This is a genomic window from Paenibacillus sp. FSL R10-2771, assembly GCF_038000205.1.
Taxonomy (GTDB): Bacteria; Bacillota; Bacilli; order Paenibacillales; family Paenibacillaceae; genus Paenibacillus_AQ; species Paenibacillus_AQ phytohabitans.
In genome coordinates, this window is the sequence record NZ_JBBOBM010000001.1 from 6,066,330 (window position 1) to 6,082,806 (window position 16,477).

Annotated in this window: 18 protein-coding genes; all 18 read right to left on the reverse strand. The window is 52.2% G+C overall.

The window, feature by feature from the left end; all coding sequences use genetic code 11:
- Nucleotides 1-11 precede the first annotated feature (11 nt).
- The gene (locus NSU14_RS26180; RefSeq protein ID WP_340947775.1) at nucleotides 12-1,424 is read right to left on the reverse strand and encodes a Zn-dependent hydrolase; all 1,413 of its coding nucleotides are present in this window, start codon (nucleotides 1,422-1,424) and stop codon (nucleotides 12-14) included.
- Nucleotides 1,424-2,698 carry an imidazolonepropionase gene (gene hutI, locus NSU14_RS26185; RefSeq protein ID WP_340947776.1) on the reverse strand — a complete coding sequence of 425 codons (1,275 nt, stop codon included), beginning with the start codon at nucleotides 2,696-2,698 and terminating at the stop codon, nucleotides 1,424-1,426. Before hutI ends, NSU14_RS26180 begins: the two co-directional genes overlap by 1 nt.
- Nucleotides 2,698-4,377, reverse strand: a complete 1,680-nt coding sequence (gene hutU, locus NSU14_RS26190) for a urocanate hydratase (RefSeq protein ID WP_336102054.1) — start codon at nucleotides 4,375-4,377, stop codon at nucleotides 2,698-2,700. The genes hutI and hutU overlap by 1 nt, the downstream gene beginning before the upstream one ends.
- 150 nt (nucleotides 4,378-4,527) lie before the next feature.
- Nucleotides 4,528-4,650 (reverse strand): hypothetical protein, encoded by a 123-nt coding sequence (locus NSU14_RS26195; RefSeq protein ID WP_336102053.1) that lies wholly within the window; start codon nucleotides 4,648-4,650, stop codon nucleotides 4,528-4,530.
- 238 nt (nucleotides 4,651-4,888) lie between these two features.
- Nucleotides 4,889-6,433, reverse strand: a complete 1,545-nt coding sequence (gene hutH, locus NSU14_RS26200; RefSeq protein WP_340947777.1) for a histidine ammonia-lyase — start codon at nucleotides 6,431-6,433, stop codon at nucleotides 4,889-4,891.
- 96 nt (nucleotides 6,434-6,529) lie between these two features.
- Nucleotides 6,530-6,673 (reverse strand): hypothetical protein, encoded by a 144-nt coding sequence (locus NSU14_RS26205; protein WP_156118541.1) that lies wholly within the window; start codon nucleotides 6,671-6,673, stop codon nucleotides 6,530-6,532.
- A 100-nt stretch (nucleotides 6,674-6,773) separates the two neighbouring features.
- Entirely contained in the window at nucleotides 6,774-7,754 is a 981-nt protein-coding gene (msrA, locus tag NSU14_RS26210; RefSeq protein WP_340947778.1) for a peptide-methionine (S)-S-oxide reductase MsrA, read from the reverse strand.
- A gap of 172 nt (nucleotides 7,755-7,926) precedes the next feature.
- Nucleotides 7,927-8,301 (reverse strand): hypothetical protein, encoded by a 375-nt coding sequence (locus NSU14_RS26215; protein WP_042134071.1) that lies wholly within the window; start codon nucleotides 8,299-8,301, stop codon nucleotides 7,927-7,929.
- The gene (locus NSU14_RS26220; protein ID WP_340947779.1) at nucleotides 8,288-8,431 is read right to left on the reverse strand and encodes a hypothetical protein; all 144 of its coding nucleotides are present in this window, start codon (nucleotides 8,429-8,431) and stop codon (nucleotides 8,288-8,290) included. Before NSU14_RS26220 ends, NSU14_RS26215 begins: the two co-directional genes overlap by 14 nt.
- A gap of 29 nt (nucleotides 8,432-8,460) precedes the next feature.
- Nucleotides 8,461-8,715 carry a hypothetical protein gene (locus NSU14_RS26225; protein WP_039302090.1) on the reverse strand — a complete coding sequence of 85 codons (255 nt, stop codon included), beginning with the start codon at nucleotides 8,713-8,715 and terminating at the stop codon, nucleotides 8,461-8,463.
- Nucleotides 8,716-9,393: 678 nt separating this feature from the next.
- Nucleotides 9,394-9,690, reverse strand: a complete 297-nt coding sequence (locus tag NSU14_RS26230) for a hypothetical protein (RefSeq protein ID WP_042134067.1) — start codon at nucleotides 9,688-9,690, stop codon at nucleotides 9,394-9,396.
- 42 nt (nucleotides 9,691-9,732) lie between these two features.
- Nucleotides 9,733-10,068 (reverse strand): hypothetical protein, encoded by a 336-nt coding sequence (locus tag NSU14_RS26235; protein WP_246354306.1) that lies wholly within the window; start codon nucleotides 10,066-10,068, stop codon nucleotides 9,733-9,735.
- Between the two features lie 17 nt (nucleotides 10,069-10,085).
- Nucleotides 10,086-12,038, reverse strand: a complete 1,953-nt coding sequence (locus NSU14_RS26240) for a zincin-like metallopeptidase toxin domain-containing protein (protein ID WP_340947782.1) — start codon at nucleotides 12,036-12,038, stop codon at nucleotides 10,086-10,088.
- A 256-nt stretch (nucleotides 12,039-12,294) separates the two neighbouring features.
- Nucleotides 12,295-13,923 carry a chaperonin GroEL gene (groL, locus tag NSU14_RS26245; protein WP_039302101.1) on the reverse strand — a complete coding sequence of 543 codons (1,629 nt, stop codon included), beginning with the start codon at nucleotides 13,921-13,923 and terminating at the stop codon, nucleotides 12,295-12,297.
- A gap of 139 nt (nucleotides 13,924-14,062) precedes the next feature.
- Nucleotides 14,063-14,344: a co-chaperone GroES gene (gene groES, locus NSU14_RS26250; protein WP_039302104.1), complete on the reverse strand. Its 282-nt coding sequence runs from the start codon at nucleotides 14,342-14,344 to the stop codon at nucleotides 14,063-14,065.
- Nucleotides 14,345-14,667: 323 nt separating this feature from the next.
- Complete coding sequence (gene tatC / locus NSU14_RS26255; RefSeq protein WP_039302107.1) at nucleotides 14,668-15,432, reverse strand: twin-arginine translocase subunit TatC; 765 nt, start codon at nucleotides 15,430-15,432, stop codon at nucleotides 14,668-14,670.
- A gap of 116 nt (nucleotides 15,433-15,548) precedes the next feature.
- Nucleotides 15,549-15,791 (reverse strand): twin-arginine translocase TatA/TatE family subunit, encoded by a 243-nt coding sequence (gene tatA, locus NSU14_RS26260; protein WP_039302110.1) that lies wholly within the window; start codon nucleotides 15,789-15,791, stop codon nucleotides 15,549-15,551.
- Between the two features lie 128 nt (nucleotides 15,792-15,919).
- A complete protein-coding gene (locus NSU14_RS26265; protein WP_039302112.1) occupies nucleotides 15,920-16,405 on the reverse strand; it encodes a MogA/MoaB family molybdenum cofactor biosynthesis protein in 486 nt (161 codons plus the stop codon).
- Nucleotides 16,406-16,477: the final 72 nt, after the last annotated feature.

Consider the following 16,477-nt stretch of genomic DNA (forward strand, 5'->3'; position numbering starts at 1 on the left):
GTTTGGTCCTCCTAACGGCTTAGTTGCTCATCGAGTGCCAGAATAGACTGCAGCAGGACATTGCCCGCCTTCTCAATATCCGCTATCCGGCTCTCTTCCTCCGGGCAATGGCTTTTGCCGCCCAGACTCGGTACGAAGAGCATTCCCGCGCAGGTCAGCGAAGCCATATGCGTAGCATCATGACCAGCCATGCTGCCCAGCTGCAGAACCGGAATCCCCAGCGCTTCTGCCTGCGCAGCACTCACATCAATGACCCGTGCATCCATTGGCTGCGGCGCCTGATCCAGAATCAGCCGCCGCTCCAGCCGGAGGGCTCTGCTTCGGGCAATCCCCTCAGCCTGCTGGCTCCAGTCCCCTATCATCTCCTGAATCTGCTGGCGGTCCGCTCCCCTGGCCTCCAGGTGGAAGAGTACCTTCTCCGGAATAATATTGGCGGCATTCGGTTCATTGCTGATCCGCCCGATCGTGCCCACGGCTTCATCCGCCGGCTGCTTCCGGCAGACCGCTTCGAACGCCAGCATCATCTCGGAAGCGCCCATCAGCGCATCCTTCCGGTCCTGCATCAAGGTGGTACCGGCATGATTCGCTTCTCCTGTGACGGTAATCTCCTCGCGGTAAATTCCCGTGATGGCGGTGACGATTCCCACTGGAATGCCCCGGTCCAGCAGCCGCTTACCTTGCTCAATATGGACTTCAAGAAAAGCCGCAAGCGCCTCGGGGTCCCTCCGGCATTGTTCGAAATGCTCAGGATCGCCGCCTGCCCGCCGCAGCGCCTCCGTCAGCAGCTGCCCCTGATCATTGCGCACTCCGGCAAGATCATCCTGTCTGAGCTTGCCCGAGACTGCCCGGCTGCCAAACGTAGACAGTCCGAACGGGTTCGGCTCCTCCGCGCTGAAGGAAACCAGCTCCAGCGGATGACGGGTGTTGATCTTGTTCTCTTCCAGTACTGTCATAACCTCCAGAGCCAGCAGAACGCCAAGCGCACCGTCATATTTCCCGCCGTTTGGAACCGTATCGATGTGGGAGCCAAATGCGATCACCGGAAGGCTCTCCCGTGCTCTGCCGGAAGCACAGGAACCGCCGGCAGCTACGGAATTTCCTGACGGATCGGAAATCCTCTGCCCATCCGGAACTCCTGAAACCTCTAAGTCTTCCGGAGCCTCTGGACACTCCATAACATCCGAATCTCCGGATATAGTCCCCTGTCCCGTTCCCCTCCGGGTGGCCCAGATATTCGCCGCTTCATCTACCCTGACCCTAAGCTGCAGATCCAACAGCATACTCTTGAGCCACTGCCGGGCGGCCAGCTCGGTCTCAGTGAAAGTCGTCCGGTCCAGCCCTCCGGTCTGCTCATTCAGGCCGAACTTGGCCAGCTCCCGGATGTTATTCTGCAGACGTTCCGCATTAATCCGCAAGGCTCTCATCACCATACCCTCCGTCCGTTCTGAATGACTGCCTCACCCTTCTTGAACACGGTATCCACCAGATTCACCGCATAATGGTATTGGAGGTAGAGAACATTCGGCGCATCGAACATTACCAGATCTGCCTGTTTGCCAACCTCAATGCTGCCGATCACATCCGCACGGCAGATCGCATGTGCCGCGTTGATTGTACAGGCCGTCAGCACCTCCGCCGGAGTCATGCCCATCGTCAGGCAGGCCAGATTCATAATAAACGGCAGCGATTCCGTCGGGGAGGAGCCGGGATTGCGGTCGGTCGACAGCGCAACAGGCACACCGGCATTAATCATCGCCCGCGCATCCGCAGGCTTCGCCATCAGGAAGAAGGCTGTGCCCGGAAGCAATACGGCGATTACTCCGCTCTCCGCCATCGCCTGTATGCCAGCTTCGGAAGCATGCAGCAGATGATCCGCTGTCACTGCCCCCAGCTCGGCGGCCAGCTCCGCTCCTCCGCAGGAGACAATCTCATCGGCATGGAGCTTGGGCTTCAGCCCCCAGCTCCGGCCTGTCTCCAGAATATCCCTGGACTGCTCTACCGTGAATACTCCCTCTTCGCAGAACACATCACAGAACTCCGCCAGCCCCTCCCGGGCCACCGCCGGAATCATCTCTTCAATCACGCAGCGGACATATCCATCCGCATCGCCGCGATATTCCACCGGCACGGCATGGGCGCCCATGAATGTGGACACCACATCCACCGGATGGGAAGCATCCAGCCTCCGGGCCGCCCGCAGCTGCTTCAGCTCATCCTCCAGCCGCAATCCGTATCCGCTCTTGGCTTCGATGGTGGTTACCCCATGCGCCAGGAAACGGTCCAGCCGCTTCAAGGTTTCGGCGATCAGCTGTTCCTCCGTAGCTTCCCGGGTCCGTTCGGTGGAATACAGAATTCCACCTCCGGCATTTAGAATGTCCATATATTTAGCGCCCTGCAGCCGCAGATTCAGCTCAAACTCCCGGGAGCCGGCAAAAACGGCATGGGTATGGGGATCGACCAGCCCCGGCGCAACAGTCTTTCCTTCCGCTGAGAACACCGTCACCTGCTTATCTCCGGCATGCTGCTCCACATAGCTGCGCGCATCCTCATCACTGCCGACGAAGGTGAAGATACCGTCTTCAATCACGATTCCCCCATGCCCGATTAGCCCGAGCTCCTCCATCTCCTTGCCCGTCTTCGGCTTATTACTGGCACCGCCAAGCGTCGCGATTTGCGCAGCGTTCTGAATATAGATCATCACTTGACTCCTTTCGGGTCAATCAGCATGGGCATCACAATGCCTTGCGCCTTGGCTGTCTCCACAGCCAGGGGATAACCCGCATCCGCATGGCGGACTACGCCCATCCCCGGATCTGAGGTCAGCACCCGTTCAAGCCGTGCTTCCGCTTCCTTCGTTCCATCCGCCACCACGACCATTCCGGCATGCTGCGAATAGCCCATGCCGACGCCTCCGCCGTGGTGCAGCGATACCCAGCTGGCACCGGCAGCGGTATTGACCAGCGCATTCAACAGCGGCCAATCCGATACCGCATCACTGCCGTCACGCATCGCTTCCGTCTCCCGGTTGGGGGAAGCGACAGAGCCTGCGTCGAGATGATCCCTGCCGATAACAATCGGCGCAGACAGCTCTCCGGCTGCCACCATATCATTGATAATCCGCCCGAACTTCGCCCGTTCACCGTAGCCGAGCCAGCAAATCCGTGCAGGCAGCCCCTGGAAGGAGATCTTCTCCTGCGCCAGAGTAATCCAGCGCTGCAGCCCTTCGTTATCCGGGAATGCCTTCAGAATAGCCGCATCCGTCTTATAGATATCTTCAGGATCGCCCGACAGGGCGACCCAGCGGAACGGTCCTTTGCCTTCGCAGAATTGCGGGCGGATATAGGCCGGGACGAAGCCCGGGAAGTCAAAAGCCTGCTTCACTCCTTCATCATAAGCGACCTGGCGGATATTATTGCCGTAGTCGAAGGTAACCGCCCCCCTCCGCTTAAGCTCCAGCATCGCTTCGACGTGGAGGGCGATACTCTTTCGCGCCAATTGTATATATCCCTGCGGGTCCTCAATTCTTAGCTGCTTAGCCGTATCCACCGTGAAGCCTTCCGGCACATAGCCGTTCAGCGGATCATGGGCCGAGGTCTGGTCGGTCAGAATATCCGGGACATAGCCCCGGGATATCATCACCGGCAGTACCTCTGCCGCATTGCCGAGCAGGCCCACCGAAAGCGCCCGCCCGGTGTCCCGGGCTGCTTCAGCCAGCGACAGCGCCTCATCCAGCGTTTCGGCCAGCACATCGCAGTAGCGGGACTGGATTCTTTTCTCAATCCGCGTCCGGTCTACATCGATGCCGATGAATACCCCGCCGTTCATGGTGACGGCCAGCGGCTGCGCGCCTCCCATGCCGCCGAGTCCCGCGCTAAGCGTGATCGTCCCCCGAAGTGAACCGCCGAAATGCTGCCTCGCACACTCCGCGAACGTCTCATATGTCCCCTGCACAATTCCCTGTGTGCCGATATAAATCCAGCTGCCCGCCGTCATCTGCCCGTACATCATCAGCCCTTTCTTGTCCAGCTCATGGAAGGTACTCCAGTTGGCCCAGGCCGGCACCAGATTGGAATTGGCCAGCAGCACGCGCGGGGCATCACGATGGGTGCGGAAGACGGCAACCGGCTTGCCGGACTGTATCAGCAGAGTTTCGTTGTCCTCGAGCATCTTAAGGGAGCGCACAATAGCATCATAGCTCTCCCAGTTGCGCGCGGCCTTGCCGATCCCGCCATAGACAACCAATTGCTCCGGGTGCTCCGCCACCTCGGGATCGAGATTATTCATCAGCATGCGCAGCGCCGCTTCCTGCACCCAGCCCTTGGTGTTCAGCACGCTGCCTCTTGGCGCGCGGCAGACTCTTGGTTCATCCATATTCATATTCTTAACTCCCCTTCCTCCATTGAACATGCTGATCATGCCGGGAATCCTGTGACTGCTTAAGCTGCAGATAACTCCCCTTCCAGCGGCAAACTTTCATACGTGGTTGAATGCAGCGTTATCCCGCAAGGTAGCGAATTACATTTTCGATTAAAATTCCTGCACAAAATACAACATTCCCTTCATCAAATCGGCCGTAACCGGAAATTGTTGTAGAAAATACAGCATTCCGCCTCTTCCAACCGGCTTAGCGGGAGAATTGTTGTATTCCATACAACAATCCCCCTGAACACCCGGGTATCCAGGTATCAAAATTGCAAAATTTACAACAATTATGCCTATTGCGGCTGAACTAAAGTTCTCAGCCGGCTTCCAGACATGAACTCCGAGCAAACTGTTACATTACCGCCCCATTGCTTCGTTTAAAACTCGCCAAAAGGCTTGATCGGCCGAACCCCGTCCTCCAGTAACTAACCGGTTAGCGGAATCGAATGTTTCTGCTTGCCCTTGATCAGGAATGAAACGGAACCAGTGCGAACAGCTCCTCCAGCACATCCGCTTCCTTCATCCACTCGGCGATGGTGGCGAAATCACCGGACAGGACCCGGTCCCCGTCCACGAACGGGACCAGCTCCCGGCAGCGGTCATACAGCCATTTCGTGCCCGCCCCGAGCAGCTGAGGCCCCCGAAAATCGGCAGCCTGCGCCCCGCAGAGCAGCTCGATCGCCAGCACCGCATAGGCATTGTCGACGATCTGCTTCGCCTTCCGGGCGGCGATCGTGCCCATGCTTACATGATCCTCCTGATTGCCGGAGGAGGGGATCGAATCCACACTGGCCGGATGAGCCAGTGATTTATTCTCGGACACCACAGACGCCGCCGCATACTGGGCGATCATGAACCCGGACTGCAGCCCCCCGTTCTTCGTCAGGAACGGGGGCAGCCCCTCGTTCAGCTGCGGATTAACCATCCGCTCGATCCGCCGCTCGGCAATATCCGCCAGCTCCGCCGCGCTGATGGACAGATGATCCATCGGCAGCGCAACCGGCTGCCCGTGGAAGTTCCCGCCCGAGATTACCTTGTCTTCATCCGCGAAGATCAGCGGATTGTCTGTGGCCGAGTTGATCTCAATCTCCAGCTTCTCTGCGATGTAAGCCAGCGCATCACGGCTTGCACCGTGAACCTGCGGCGCGCAGCGCAGCGAATAGGCATCCTGCACCCGCACTTCCCCCTGATTAGTCATCAGCTTACTGCCGGCTGTCAGATTGCGGATATTATCGGCCGCCTGGCGCTGGCCTTGATGCGGACGAACCGCATGCGTTAACGGGTCGAACGCATCCCGGACTGCCCGCAGCGCCTCGCAGGTCAATGCGGCCGTGCAGTCGGCCCAATTGGCCAGATTCAGCGCATCCCGGCAGGCCAGCGTGCCGACAGCGGTCATCACCTGTGTTCCGTTGATCAGGGCCAGCCCCTCCTTGGCCGCAAGGACAATTGGCGCTAGCCCCGCCTTGGCCAGCGCCTGAGCACCAGGCATCCGTATACTCTGATAATAGGCTTCGCCTTCGCCGATCAGAACCAGTACCATATGCGACAAGGGAGCAAGGTCACCGCTTGCGCCCAGGGAGCCTTTCTCCGGAATCACCGGAACTACGCCCCGGTTAAGCATCTCCACCATCAGCCGGATCACCTCCAGACGGATGCCGGAATAACCAAGGGATAAGGCGTTTATCCGCAGCAGCAATATTGCGCGCACAACCTCCTCCGGGAACGGCTCGCCAATTCCGCAGCAGTGGCTGCGGATCAGATTAAGCTGCAGCTGCTTCGTATCCTCCGGCGAGATGTACGTATCACTGAATTTGCCGAAGCCGGTCGTGAGGCCGTACACCACTTTTTTCTCCAGCAGGAGCTTCTCTACATATTGGCGGGTACGGTCCACCTTGCGGCAGCTCTCCTCACTCAGGTCCACCATCCGATAATACCGGGCCACCTTAACAACTTCCTCAATGGTTAATGTATTGCCGTGGATCATGACGGTTTGATTGTCAATGTTGGGCATATGCCTCACCTGCTTCCCGGGTAATAGAAAAAGCCCATACCCTAATAGAGGTACCGGCTTCTATATCACTAATCGCTATATTACGGCTAATAATCCCTAGATATGATTGAATCCAAATCCTACCGCTTCATGCTCCACGCTGCCGGACATCTTCCCCCATACTGAAGCCGATGCTTCTCCCATGCCGGAGATCTCATCTTTTCTTGACGTTATATAATATGCCTTACACTCGCTAATCATGAATAATCCCCATTAAAAACAAGTTAGGGCAGTCCCCCAGATCCGGAAGCCTGCCCTAATACATATGATATTCCGTCCTGAAGTCAGCCTTCATCCGGAGTTAACCTCGGCTCTCCCGCACAAACTGCTCTAAATACCGCCCAAGCCCTTTCTCCGCAAGCTCATTCTTCGGAATAAAACGCAGTGCGGCGGAATTCACCCGGTAATGCAGCTTCGCCGGCTCCGGGCCATCGTAGGATAAATCCCCCAGATAAGCCCCGCTCAGCCTGCTGCGCAGCACCGTCCGCACTTCACCGCTGCCGTAGTCCGCTTCTCGGCGGATCAGCCCCTCTTCCACCGGCTTGGTGAATCCGGGCCAGCCGGTGCCGGCATCGAATTTGTCCGTGGAGCTGAATAGCGGATCACCGCTGATCATATCGGCGTAGATCCCTTCCCCGAAGTGGTTCCAATACTCGTTCTGATACGGCGGCTCCATAGCCTTCTTCTGGGTGACCTCATATTGCAGCTCTGTCAGCTGCTTCAGCAGCTGCTTCTTGTCTTCGCGGCTGTTCCAGTGCAGCTCCGTGAAATCATCACGGCCTGAACCCTTCTGGTACAGCTTGTAGTCCAGCGGATGGGTTCTATAATAATGCTGATGCTCCGCTTCCGCCGGATAGAAGGCTGCTGCCGGCAGAATTTCCGTCACAATCGGTGCTTTGAACCGCTTGCTGGCCTGAAGCGCCGCCTTCGACAGCTCCGCCTTCTGCCGCTGCTCTTCACTGTGTACAAAAATCGCCGCCTCGTAAGCACGCCCCCGGTCCATAAATTGCCCGCCGCCGTCTGTCGGATCAATCAGCTGCCAATAAATGTCCAGCAGACGTTCATAAGAGAAACGTTCCGGGTCAAAGGTGATCTGCACCACCTCCCTATGCCCTGTAGCTTCTCTTCCTAATGACTCGTAGGTAGGATTCTCCGTATGTCCTCCCGTGTAACCGGATACCACCGAGACTATACCCGGCAGCTCGTCGAACGGCTTGACCATACACCAAAAGCAGCCGCCGGCGAAGGTGGCCACCTGGAGTGTATTGTTAGTAGTCAACAAGACCGCCTCCTTGTACTCTTTTCCCCTATTATATATGAATATCCTTTTTCACGAGAGCGGAATACGCTTGTGAATGCTCCATACTTCCCCGGGAGATCCCTTCCGTTGGCCAGCTCGTCCAGCACAAGAATAGCTATGATGTGAATCTGCGTCTCTCTGGGCTTATTTAGGCCTATTTGAGTCTGTTTGATTGGTTTGAACGGGCCCGGTTCTTTTCTTCACGCCGGTTGGAATCCCATAGCTCCTTATGCATCCAGCCTGCGAATACGAGCATTACGAGGGTCAGAATCAGGACATACTCCCTCATGATGCCCGATAGGCTGCCGTCCGTATTATATCCGAGAATGATGTTCAGCCGCCCCCACAACAGATTGAGGCATAGCAGTGCTACAGCCCCGTAGGTAACCCATACACTCCGGAGATACAAATTATACGTCCGCAAGGGGCCTCGTCCCATAAAATACCTGCGGTAACGGATAACATAAGCAGTAAAAGCAATAAAGGCTATCGTTTCCAGTGTGATCAGTGTCAAGTCAACAATTTCCATGCAGATCATCTCCCCTTCTACCTAAGCCGGTACGGTGCAGATCAATGAGTCTCTCCAGATCATTGGATTCATACGCTTCCTGAATTTCGCCCAAGGTATCTATTTCATGCTTGACCCGGCTGGGCTTCATCTCGTGTTTTCTGAATATATCGAGGAGCTTCACTTGTTGACGACCTCCTCATCTTTAGGTTTCTTCTCCGCAGTGCCTCTCTCGATTAGCAGCTTGACGAGCGTACGGTTATATTCATTCAGCTGCTTTTCGTTCTCTTCATCACGTTTCTGGTAATTCTGAATCACTTTCTCTTTGTTCGCAATTTGCTTAATACTCCAGATTAATGCAGTAGATAACAGGACATTTAGCACGACCGAACCATTGTTATTCACAAAAAGGCCAGTCAATGCACTGAAATCCATGGGTAGTCCCCCCGTTCCTATAATGTAATCTAGATTCTGTCATCAGAAATGAATGCGCCCTTACCCCCTGTCCACTTTTTCGCCGCCAGCCATTACTACCGCTCCAATCACAACACCCTCATAGTAATCTACTCTTTCAAAAGCATTTCTGATTGGGTGCAGCAGTATATTGTTAGAGCGGGGGCGGGTGGGTGTGCGGATAGATGTCCGACAAATGAAATTGTCTCTTCAGTGAGTATCCACAACAAAAAAACCTTGCCAGACCTGGAAAGGTTTTGAAAAAGCGAATAATTAACATAAATACAACACTTATTCGTTTGTAATTCTGGATGAAGTTCACTTTCACCCAATTTATAACTTCAGCATTGAAAAGTAAGGAGCTTGCCTAACGTAAGATTAATCAATTTTCAAATCTAAGATATATTCTACTCATGATTTAGCGGCATTCTGCTATGTGCATTGAACTCTTTCTTTATTCCTGATATTTGCACGTCAGCAGTAGTCATATTACCTTGTTTCTGTAAAACGGTTTCGGCAATTCGCCACCTGTAGATAACAAGGACTTTTCCAAGGGACCCACCAACAACGATACTACTCCCAAACTGTTCAGCCAATGCTCTGCGGACCAGCTTTCTTCGGGGTGGAATGCCCCCTTCCCCATTTCTACTGTCCCGAGCGTCAACCAATCCGCAAACTTCTCCGGTGAATCCAACATATGATCCGCCCGCTCTTTCGCTTACCTGTATATCCCTGCGGAAGATCGCCTGCTATGCCTAACGTTATCCAGTTGACAAAGTCATAAGGGGAATCTGTGGCTTTATCCGCACGGATTCTTAACGTATCCATGAAACCCGTCCCAATCTCTTTAAAACTGTCCAGCGATTTTAACAATGCATTTTTCGGCTTCTCTGGTGCTTCCGCTTGTTCATCCGGCGCTTTGCTTTTAAACAGATTATAGCTTTCTAAACCTGCCATAGTTGATGCAATATGATGAGTCTGTTACCTATTTAAATAATTCTAGCTATCACTGTCATCATCCCATAGTGAATCAAATTCTTCATCCGTCATACCGCCACTTCCTTTTATATGAGGAGCGTAATAATGCCCATTTGCATCAATAATGTATTCAACCTGTGACTTTTCATCAGAAATAATAATAGAAAATTCACTATCCGCATGATAAATTGTAGGTTCTATTGTAACTAAGACAATCCATGTAATCCCTTCTACTCCATCAAATCCATCATATGATTTTACAGTTCTTTCATTATTAATTACAATTTTTCCTGATAAATTGTATTTCTCTGTATATGCCGAAGCAATCTCCAATGCTTGCTTACTTGATAAGTTCATACTTAATTGTTCTCCTTTCAATCTGTGAATCCTGTCCAATCTCGTGGTGGCCATTCTCCATGCCTTACTTTATAAATATACTTCATAGAAAATAATATTTCGGCTTCTGAAAACTTATCTTTGTTCTTCATTATTTCGTTAAAAACATACTCTTCCCTTTCGAGTCTTGATTGCTTTAAATAATTTTCTTTTCCCAACTTCATCCATTGCTCAGCATGGTATGATTCATGAACAGCACTTAAATAGGTTGGGTTTTTTCTTAAGATTATCGATCCAGTATCTGGATCGAAAGCAGCAGCCACATCATCCGGTAATATACTTCCTTTTTTATCAGGAATAAGTTCAATTCCTTTTCCATTCATTTCTTTTTTAAACAACTTCAATTCACTTATGCTAATTAATCTTTGTCCATTGGATGTTATTCTGACTTCACCGCTAACAGGCATGTCTGCCCATTCTTTGTAATCAAAATTCCCCGTCCCCTCAATACCCTGCCCGCCCTTATCTTTACTGAATATATCCATCCCATTGTCAGCTGCATTTTTTGAAATCATCGGTTTCGGCAATTCGCCACCTGTAGATAACAAGGACTTTTCCAAGGGACCCACCAACAACGATACTACTCCCAAACTGTTCAGCCAATGCTCTGCGGACCAGCTTTCTTCGGGGTGGAATGCCCCCTTCCCCATTTCTACTGTCCCGAGCGTCAACCAATCCGCAAACTTCTCCGGTGAATCCAACATATGATCCGCCCGCTCTTTGGCTTGCCTGTATATCCCTACGGGAAGATCGCCTGCAATGCCTAACGTTATCCAGTTGACAAAGTCATAGGGGGAATCTGTGGCTTTATCCGCACGGATTCTTAACGTATCCATGAAACCCGTCCCAATCTCTTTGAAACTGTCCAGCGATTTTAAGAAAGCATTTTTCGACTTCTCTGGCGCTTCCGCTTGTTCATCCGGCGCTTTGCTTTTAAACAGGTTATAGCTTTCTAATTGCGCAAATGAGGAAGTTAACCGGGCGACGTCTCCCCAAGCTTCTGCACCTTGGTTCGTCATCATATGTACGCCTAAATTGACCCCTGTAGCTATCATTTGCTTCATTGTAGCATGAATGCCTTCCAGCTGCCCCTTCGCCCAATTGCCCTGAACTCCATCTTCCATCCCCATCCGCAGCAGCAGTAGATACGCTTCATTCTGTACCAGAGGTACGTTACCAGACGTAATGGACGGATCATACTTACATGCCTTGACTGCCGGCTGCTTGAAGTAGACACTCAGATCCTTCCCCGCCTGGTACTGGACCTCATCCACTCCAAACGATTTCAGCTTCGCCCGTGCCTCTTCCGCCAACTGGTGCACCCTATCCATCTGCGCCTGGTTTCCAAATGCCTGGTACACGCCAAAAGCCGTCTGCGCCTTTGCGATCTGGTCCCGTGCTTCGTAGATATCCTTGAGCTTGCTTTGCACGGCAATGGAGTCCACTGTCTCCAGGCCGGACTGACTGTTCATGTCCAGAAGCTTCCGCACCATTGGATCGCTGTTCAGTTCATCCCTGCCGCTCAGGATCGCTATCGAAGAAATCAGTTTGGTTGATATCTTCTGGGCAAAGGCCGGAATTGGCAACCTTCCCACGCTCCCGAACCCTGCTCCAAAACTTCCGAACATACCGCCAAAAATGCCGAACTGCTGGCTGAGCTGGCCCGCCTGACGCTTGCTTTCGTCCTGCACGTCCTGAACACCCTTCACCGCTATCCGAATGAGATCCTCAAGCTTCTCCGCCTCTACAGTCAACTCGTTGATAAGCACCTGAGCTTGCAACCGGCCTGTCCCTATGGGTAGCCCGTCCCATTGGCTGGCCTGGCCTTTCAGCTGCAGGTACAAACGGTTCGTGTCTTCACTCACCTGTCCTATTTTCGCTTGCAGACGCCGGGCTTCATCGGCATCAAACACCATTTTTCCAGCTGACATTCCTTCCCTCCAATTCTTTATACACTACTTCATCGTTGGAAAGCTTATGTAAAACAAGAAGTTACTAATAACCTATATATCGGTTTTATTTTCCATTTAATCGCTAGTTATCCTTACTTTTGAATTCTCAAAGCTAAAAAAAGGCTTCCCACAAGTTCATTGAACTCGTGAGAAGCCTCTAATTGTATTACCCTATGTGGGGAATTGAACTCCCCAACAGCTCCCCCCTTGCCTCAGCAAGGGTTGTAAAGCTGTCTTACATCATGCCGCCCATACCGCCCATACCGCCCATATCAGGCATTCCGCCCTTTTCAGGTTCTGGCTTGTCAGCGATAACAGCTTCAGTAGTCAGGAACATTGCAGCTACGGAAGCCGCGTTCTGCAGAGCATAACGGGTTACTTTCGCAGGGTCAACGATACCCGCTTCGAACATGTTTACCCACTCATCGGTAGCAGCGTTATAGCCGATACCTACAGCTTCTTTTTTCAGACGGTCCACGATAACGGAACCTTCCTGGCCTGCGTTAGCAGCGATGGTGCGAACAGGTTCTTCCAGTGCGCGCAGCACGAGGTTAACGCCGGTTCTTTCGTCGCCTTCAGCTACTACAGCAGCAACAGCAGCATATACGTTCACAAGAGCAGTACCCCCACCGGAGACGATACCTTCTTCAACCGCAGCGCGGGTTGCGTTCAGGGCATCTTCGATGCGGAGCTTGCGCTCTTTAAGTTCAGTTTCAGTAGCAGCACCGACTTTGACAACGGCTACGCCGCCAGCCAATTTAGCCAGACGCTCCTGCAGTTTTTCTTTGTCGAACTCGGAAGTCGTTTCTTCCAGCTGGGAGCGGATTTGGCTTACACGTGCATTGATATCCGCCTTGTCGCCGCTTCCGTCTACGATTGTAGTGTTTTCTTTGGTTACGCGCACTTGGCGTGCGTTACCCAGTTGCTCGATGGAAGTGCTTTTCAGATCAAGTCCAAGCTTCTCAGTGATCACTTGGCCGCCTGTCAGAGCAGCGATATCCTGCAGCATAGCTTCGCGGCGGTCGCCGAATCCAGGAGCTTTAACAGCTACTGCATTGAACGTTCCGCGCAGTTTGTTCACGATCAGCATTGCCTGAGCTTCGCCTTCGATATCTTCAGCGATGATAACCAGCGGACGCGCCTGTTGAACGATCTTCTCAAGCAAAGGAAGAATTTCCTGAGTGCTGCTGATTTTTTTGTCAGTGATCAGGATGTACGGGTTCTCCAGAACAGCTTCCATTTTGTCCGTATCAGTAATCATGTACGGGGAAATGTAACCGCGGTCGAACTGCATACCTTCTACCACTTCAAGCTCAGTCAGGAATCCGCGGGATTCTTCAACGGTGATAACACCGTCTTTGCCGACTTTTTCCATAGCTTCAGCAATCAGTTGGCCTACTTCTTCGTCAGCAGCAGAGATAGCAGCTACTTGTGCGATGGACTGGGAATCTTCGATAGGCTTGGAAATTCTCTGCAGTTCAAGAACAGCAGCTTTAACCGCTTTGTCGATCCCTTTACGCATAACCATAGGGTTAGCGCCTGCAGTAACGTTCTTCAGACCTTCACGGATCATGGCTTGAGCCAGAACTGTTGCAGTTGTAGTACCGTCACCGGCTACATCGTTAGTTTTGGTAGCAACTTCTTTAACAAGCTGCGCGCCCATGTTCTCGAATGCATCTTCAAGCTCGATTTCTTTGGCGATGGTAACACCATCATTAGTGATCAGCGGGCTGCCGAATTTCTTCTCAAGCACCACGTTACGGCCTTTAGGTCCGAGTGTAACTTTAACCGCATTTGCCAAAGCATCAACCCCGCGCAGCATAGCGCGGCGGGCATCTTCACTGAATTTAATTTCTTTTGCCATTGTGTTGTTAACCTCCTAAAAGTTTTGTGTAGCATTCGCTTCATTAATTTCACTTCGTACAAAACTCGCTTCGAAAGCATAAACTTAAGTTTTGTGTATATAAGTAATCGGGGTCTAACTTATGAAAGGCTCTAACAGACTAGTCAAGAATCGCGTGAATGTCGCTTTCTTTCATAATCAGATATTCTTTGCCTTCGTATTTGATTTCAGTTCCGGCATATTTCGAGAAAAGCACACGGTCGCCTTCTTTAACTTCCAGCGCTACACGTACTCCGTCTTTCAAAGCTCCGCTGCCTACAGCGATAATTGTGCCTTCTTGCGGTTTCTCCTTGGAAGAGTCCGGAAGCACGATCCCGAAAGAAGTGGTTTGCTCTTGCTCGCTTGGTTCTACCAATACGCGTTCACCTAGTGGTTTAATCATGAAAAAATAGCCTCCTTTGAAATTATGTTGTTTACCTTGAAAACATAGATTGAACTGCCGGGAATCTTAGCGGTCCTTATGGCACTGTTGAGAATCAGCATACTTAAATGCTGTTTCGCCGGCCCATTCCCTATTTTCCACAGCGTTAGCACTCAACTGCTTGCAGTGCTAACAACAATTTTTATGATACTCAACTTGAAGACGGATTTCAAGTCCTTTTACGTAAAATCGTATTTGTTTTGGGGAAAATTATGGTTTCAGGGGTTGTCCGGCACACACTCTCTTACATTCTATCCACCAGGGCACAAAATATGCCCCCTCCATTACTCCGCCTTAATATAACGTGCTTCCCGCTGCGCATCCTCCGCCAACTGCCTCCGGTAAACGAACGCAGACAGAAATACACTGAATTCATACAGCACCAGAAGCGGAATTGTCACCAGAAAATCCGAGATGAAATCGGGCGGTGTGATCACCACAGCAATAAATACAAGCGCAAAATAGGCATACCGCCGCATCCGGCGCAGGCGCAGCGGATTGAGCACTCTCAGCTTGGTCAGGAACATGACAATCAGCGGCAGCTCGAAGAGCAAGGCCAGCGGGATCACCAGACTGAACAGGAAATTGAAATATTCGGCTATGCCGTATGTCTCCTCAAGTCCCATGCTGCGCGTAATCGAGATCGTAAAGGACAAGGCCATAGGAAATACGATGTAATAGGCAAAGGCTATGCCCAGAATAAACAGAACGAACACATACGGCACATAACGCAGCGCTGCGCTGCGTTCAACGGGCCGAAGGCCCGGGCTGATGAAGGCCCACAGCTGAAAGACAATAAACGGCACGGAGAACGCCAGTGACACGGCCATGGCAATCTTCATGTACATGCCGATCCCGTCCCAGAAAGAGAAGGCATGCAGCACGAATCCCTGGGCAGGGTCAGCACTGATAAGATACAAATAGATCGGTTTGGCAACGAACAACCCGAGTACAAGTCCGGCTGCAAATACGATCAGCACGTAGATAAGCCGTCTGCGCAGTTCCGTCAGATGATCGACCAAAGACATTTCTTCCGCTTCCAGAGACATGACTGACACCACCCGAAATAAACTATGAAAATGGCTATATCGATTAGAGAAAAAAGAGGCGCCACCCCAGTCTGAAGCAGACCTGGGTAAGACGCCCCTGCGTAAGTGGATGGAAATTATTCCGGCAGACGGCGGTCCTGCGGAAGTTCTGCTGCTACAGTCTGCGGAGCCGGAGGAGCAGGCACTTCACTCTTCCGGGCCGGTTCCGGTTCATTAATGATCTCCCGCGCCCCGTCCTTGAATTCACGGAAGGTACGTCCGACTGCCCGCCCAAGCTCAGGAAGCTTATTCGGGCCAAAGAGCAGGAGCGCCAAGATAACCAATAGAATAATTCCGGGTGCACCAATACCATTTAGCATTACTGTTTCCTCCCATCACTCTATCCGTTCATGATATCGTTAACGATAAATTAATAATACCATAACTTATATCACACATCCATCGTCTAGAGTGACGAATCATGCTGAAGTTACCGGAGCATGTGCACTTATTGCCGGTATTGTCCGGTAACCATCAGCAAGGCTTCAGGCAGCTGATCCATAATAGCCGCCAGGTTCTCATGCACACCCTTAGGATTGCCGGGCAGATTGACAATCAATGTCCGGCCGCGGATGCCGCAGATTCCCCGGAACAGCATCACCGCCCGGTTCTTCTGCATCACTGTGCTGCGCATCGCCTCGGAGAGTCCAGGGACTTCACGTTCAATGACACGCCGTGTAGCCTCCGGTGTAACGTCGCGGATCGCCAGATCGGTTCCTCCGGTAGTCAGCACCAGATCCGCCTGGAAATAATCCGTCAGTTCAATCAATGCAGCAATAATCTCATCCTGCTCATCGGGTACGATCCGGTATTCTACAATCTCGCCTCCAAGCTCTTCTTCCACCAGTTCCCGAATAACCTGGGCGCTCGTGTCTTCCCGTTCGCCTCTGGCCCCTTTATCGCTGGCCGTCAGGATTGCTGTTTTCCACGCCATAGGTTGTCCCTCCCTCTCTATGTACTATGTAAGTCCGGCTGCTTGATACAGCCGCTGCCCGCACCTTCAGCG

What these genes read in the sequence shown, in the direction of transcription:
- groES (WP_039302104.1), bottom strand. Translation starts at nt 14,344, where the DNA reads ATGATTAAACCACTAGGTGAACGCGTATTGGTAGAACCAAGCGAGCAA.
- NSU14_RS26215 (WP_042134071.1), bottom strand. Translation starts at nt 8,301, where the DNA reads ATGGAAATTGTTGACTTGACACTGATCACACTGGAAACGATAGCCTTT.
- hutI (WP_340947776.1), bottom strand. Translation starts at nt 2,698, where the DNA reads ATGATCTATATTCAGAACGCTGCGCAAATCGCGACGCTTGGCGGTGCC.
- tatA (WP_039302110.1), bottom strand. Translation starts at nt 15,791, where the DNA reads ATGCTAAATGGTATTGGTGCACCCGGAATTATTCTATTGGTTATCTTG.
- hutH (WP_340947777.1), bottom strand. Translation starts at nt 6,433, where the DNA reads ATGCCCAACATTGACAATCAAACCGTCATGATCCACGGCAATACATTA.
- NSU14_RS26230 (WP_042134067.1), bottom strand. Translation starts at nt 9,690, where the DNA reads ATGGCAGGTTTAGAAAGCTATAATCTGTTTAAAAGCAAAGCGCCGGAT.
- NSU14_RS26240 (WP_340947782.1), bottom strand. Translation starts at nt 12,038, where the DNA reads ATGTCAGCTGGAAAAATGGTGTTTGATGCCGATGAAGCCCGGCGTCTG.
- tatC (WP_039302107.1), bottom strand. Translation starts at nt 15,432, where the DNA reads ATGTCTCTGGAAGCGGAAGAAATGTCTTTGGTCGATCATCTGACGGAA.
- NSU14_RS26235 (WP_246354306.1), bottom strand. Translation starts at nt 10,068, where the DNA reads ATGAACTTATCAAGTAAGCAAGCATTGGAGATTGCTTCGGCATATACA.
- hutU (WP_336102054.1), bottom strand. Translation starts at nt 4,377, where the DNA reads ATGAATATGGATGAACCAAGAGTCTGCCGCGCGCCAAGAGGCAGCGTG.
- NSU14_RS26205 (WP_156118541.1), bottom strand. Translation starts at nt 6,673, where the DNA reads ATGATTAGCGAGTGTAAGGCATATTATATAACGTCAAGAAAAGATGAG.
- NSU14_RS26180 (WP_340947775.1), bottom strand. Translation starts at nt 1,424, where the DNA reads ATGAGAGCCTTGCGGATTAATGCGGAACGTCTGCAGAATAACATCCGG.
- NSU14_RS26195 (WP_336102053.1), bottom strand. Translation starts at nt 4,650, where the DNA reads ATGGAATACAACAATTCTCCCGCTAAGCCGGTTGGAAGAGGCGGAATG.
- NSU14_RS26225 (WP_039302090.1), bottom strand. Translation starts at nt 8,715, where the DNA reads ATGGATTTCAGTGCATTGACTGGCCTTTTTGTGAATAACAATGGTTCG.
- NSU14_RS26265 (WP_039302112.1), bottom strand. Translation starts at nt 16,405, where the DNA reads ATGGCGTGGAAAACAGCAATCCTGACGGCCAGCGATAAAGGGGCCAGA.
- NSU14_RS26220 (WP_340947779.1), bottom strand. Translation starts at nt 8,431, where the DNA reads ATGAAGCCCAGCCGGGTCAAGCATGAAATAGATACCTTGGGCGAAATT.
- groL (WP_039302101.1), bottom strand. Translation starts at nt 13,923, where the DNA reads ATGGCAAAAGAAATTAAATTCAGTGAAGATGCCCGCCGCGCTATGCTG.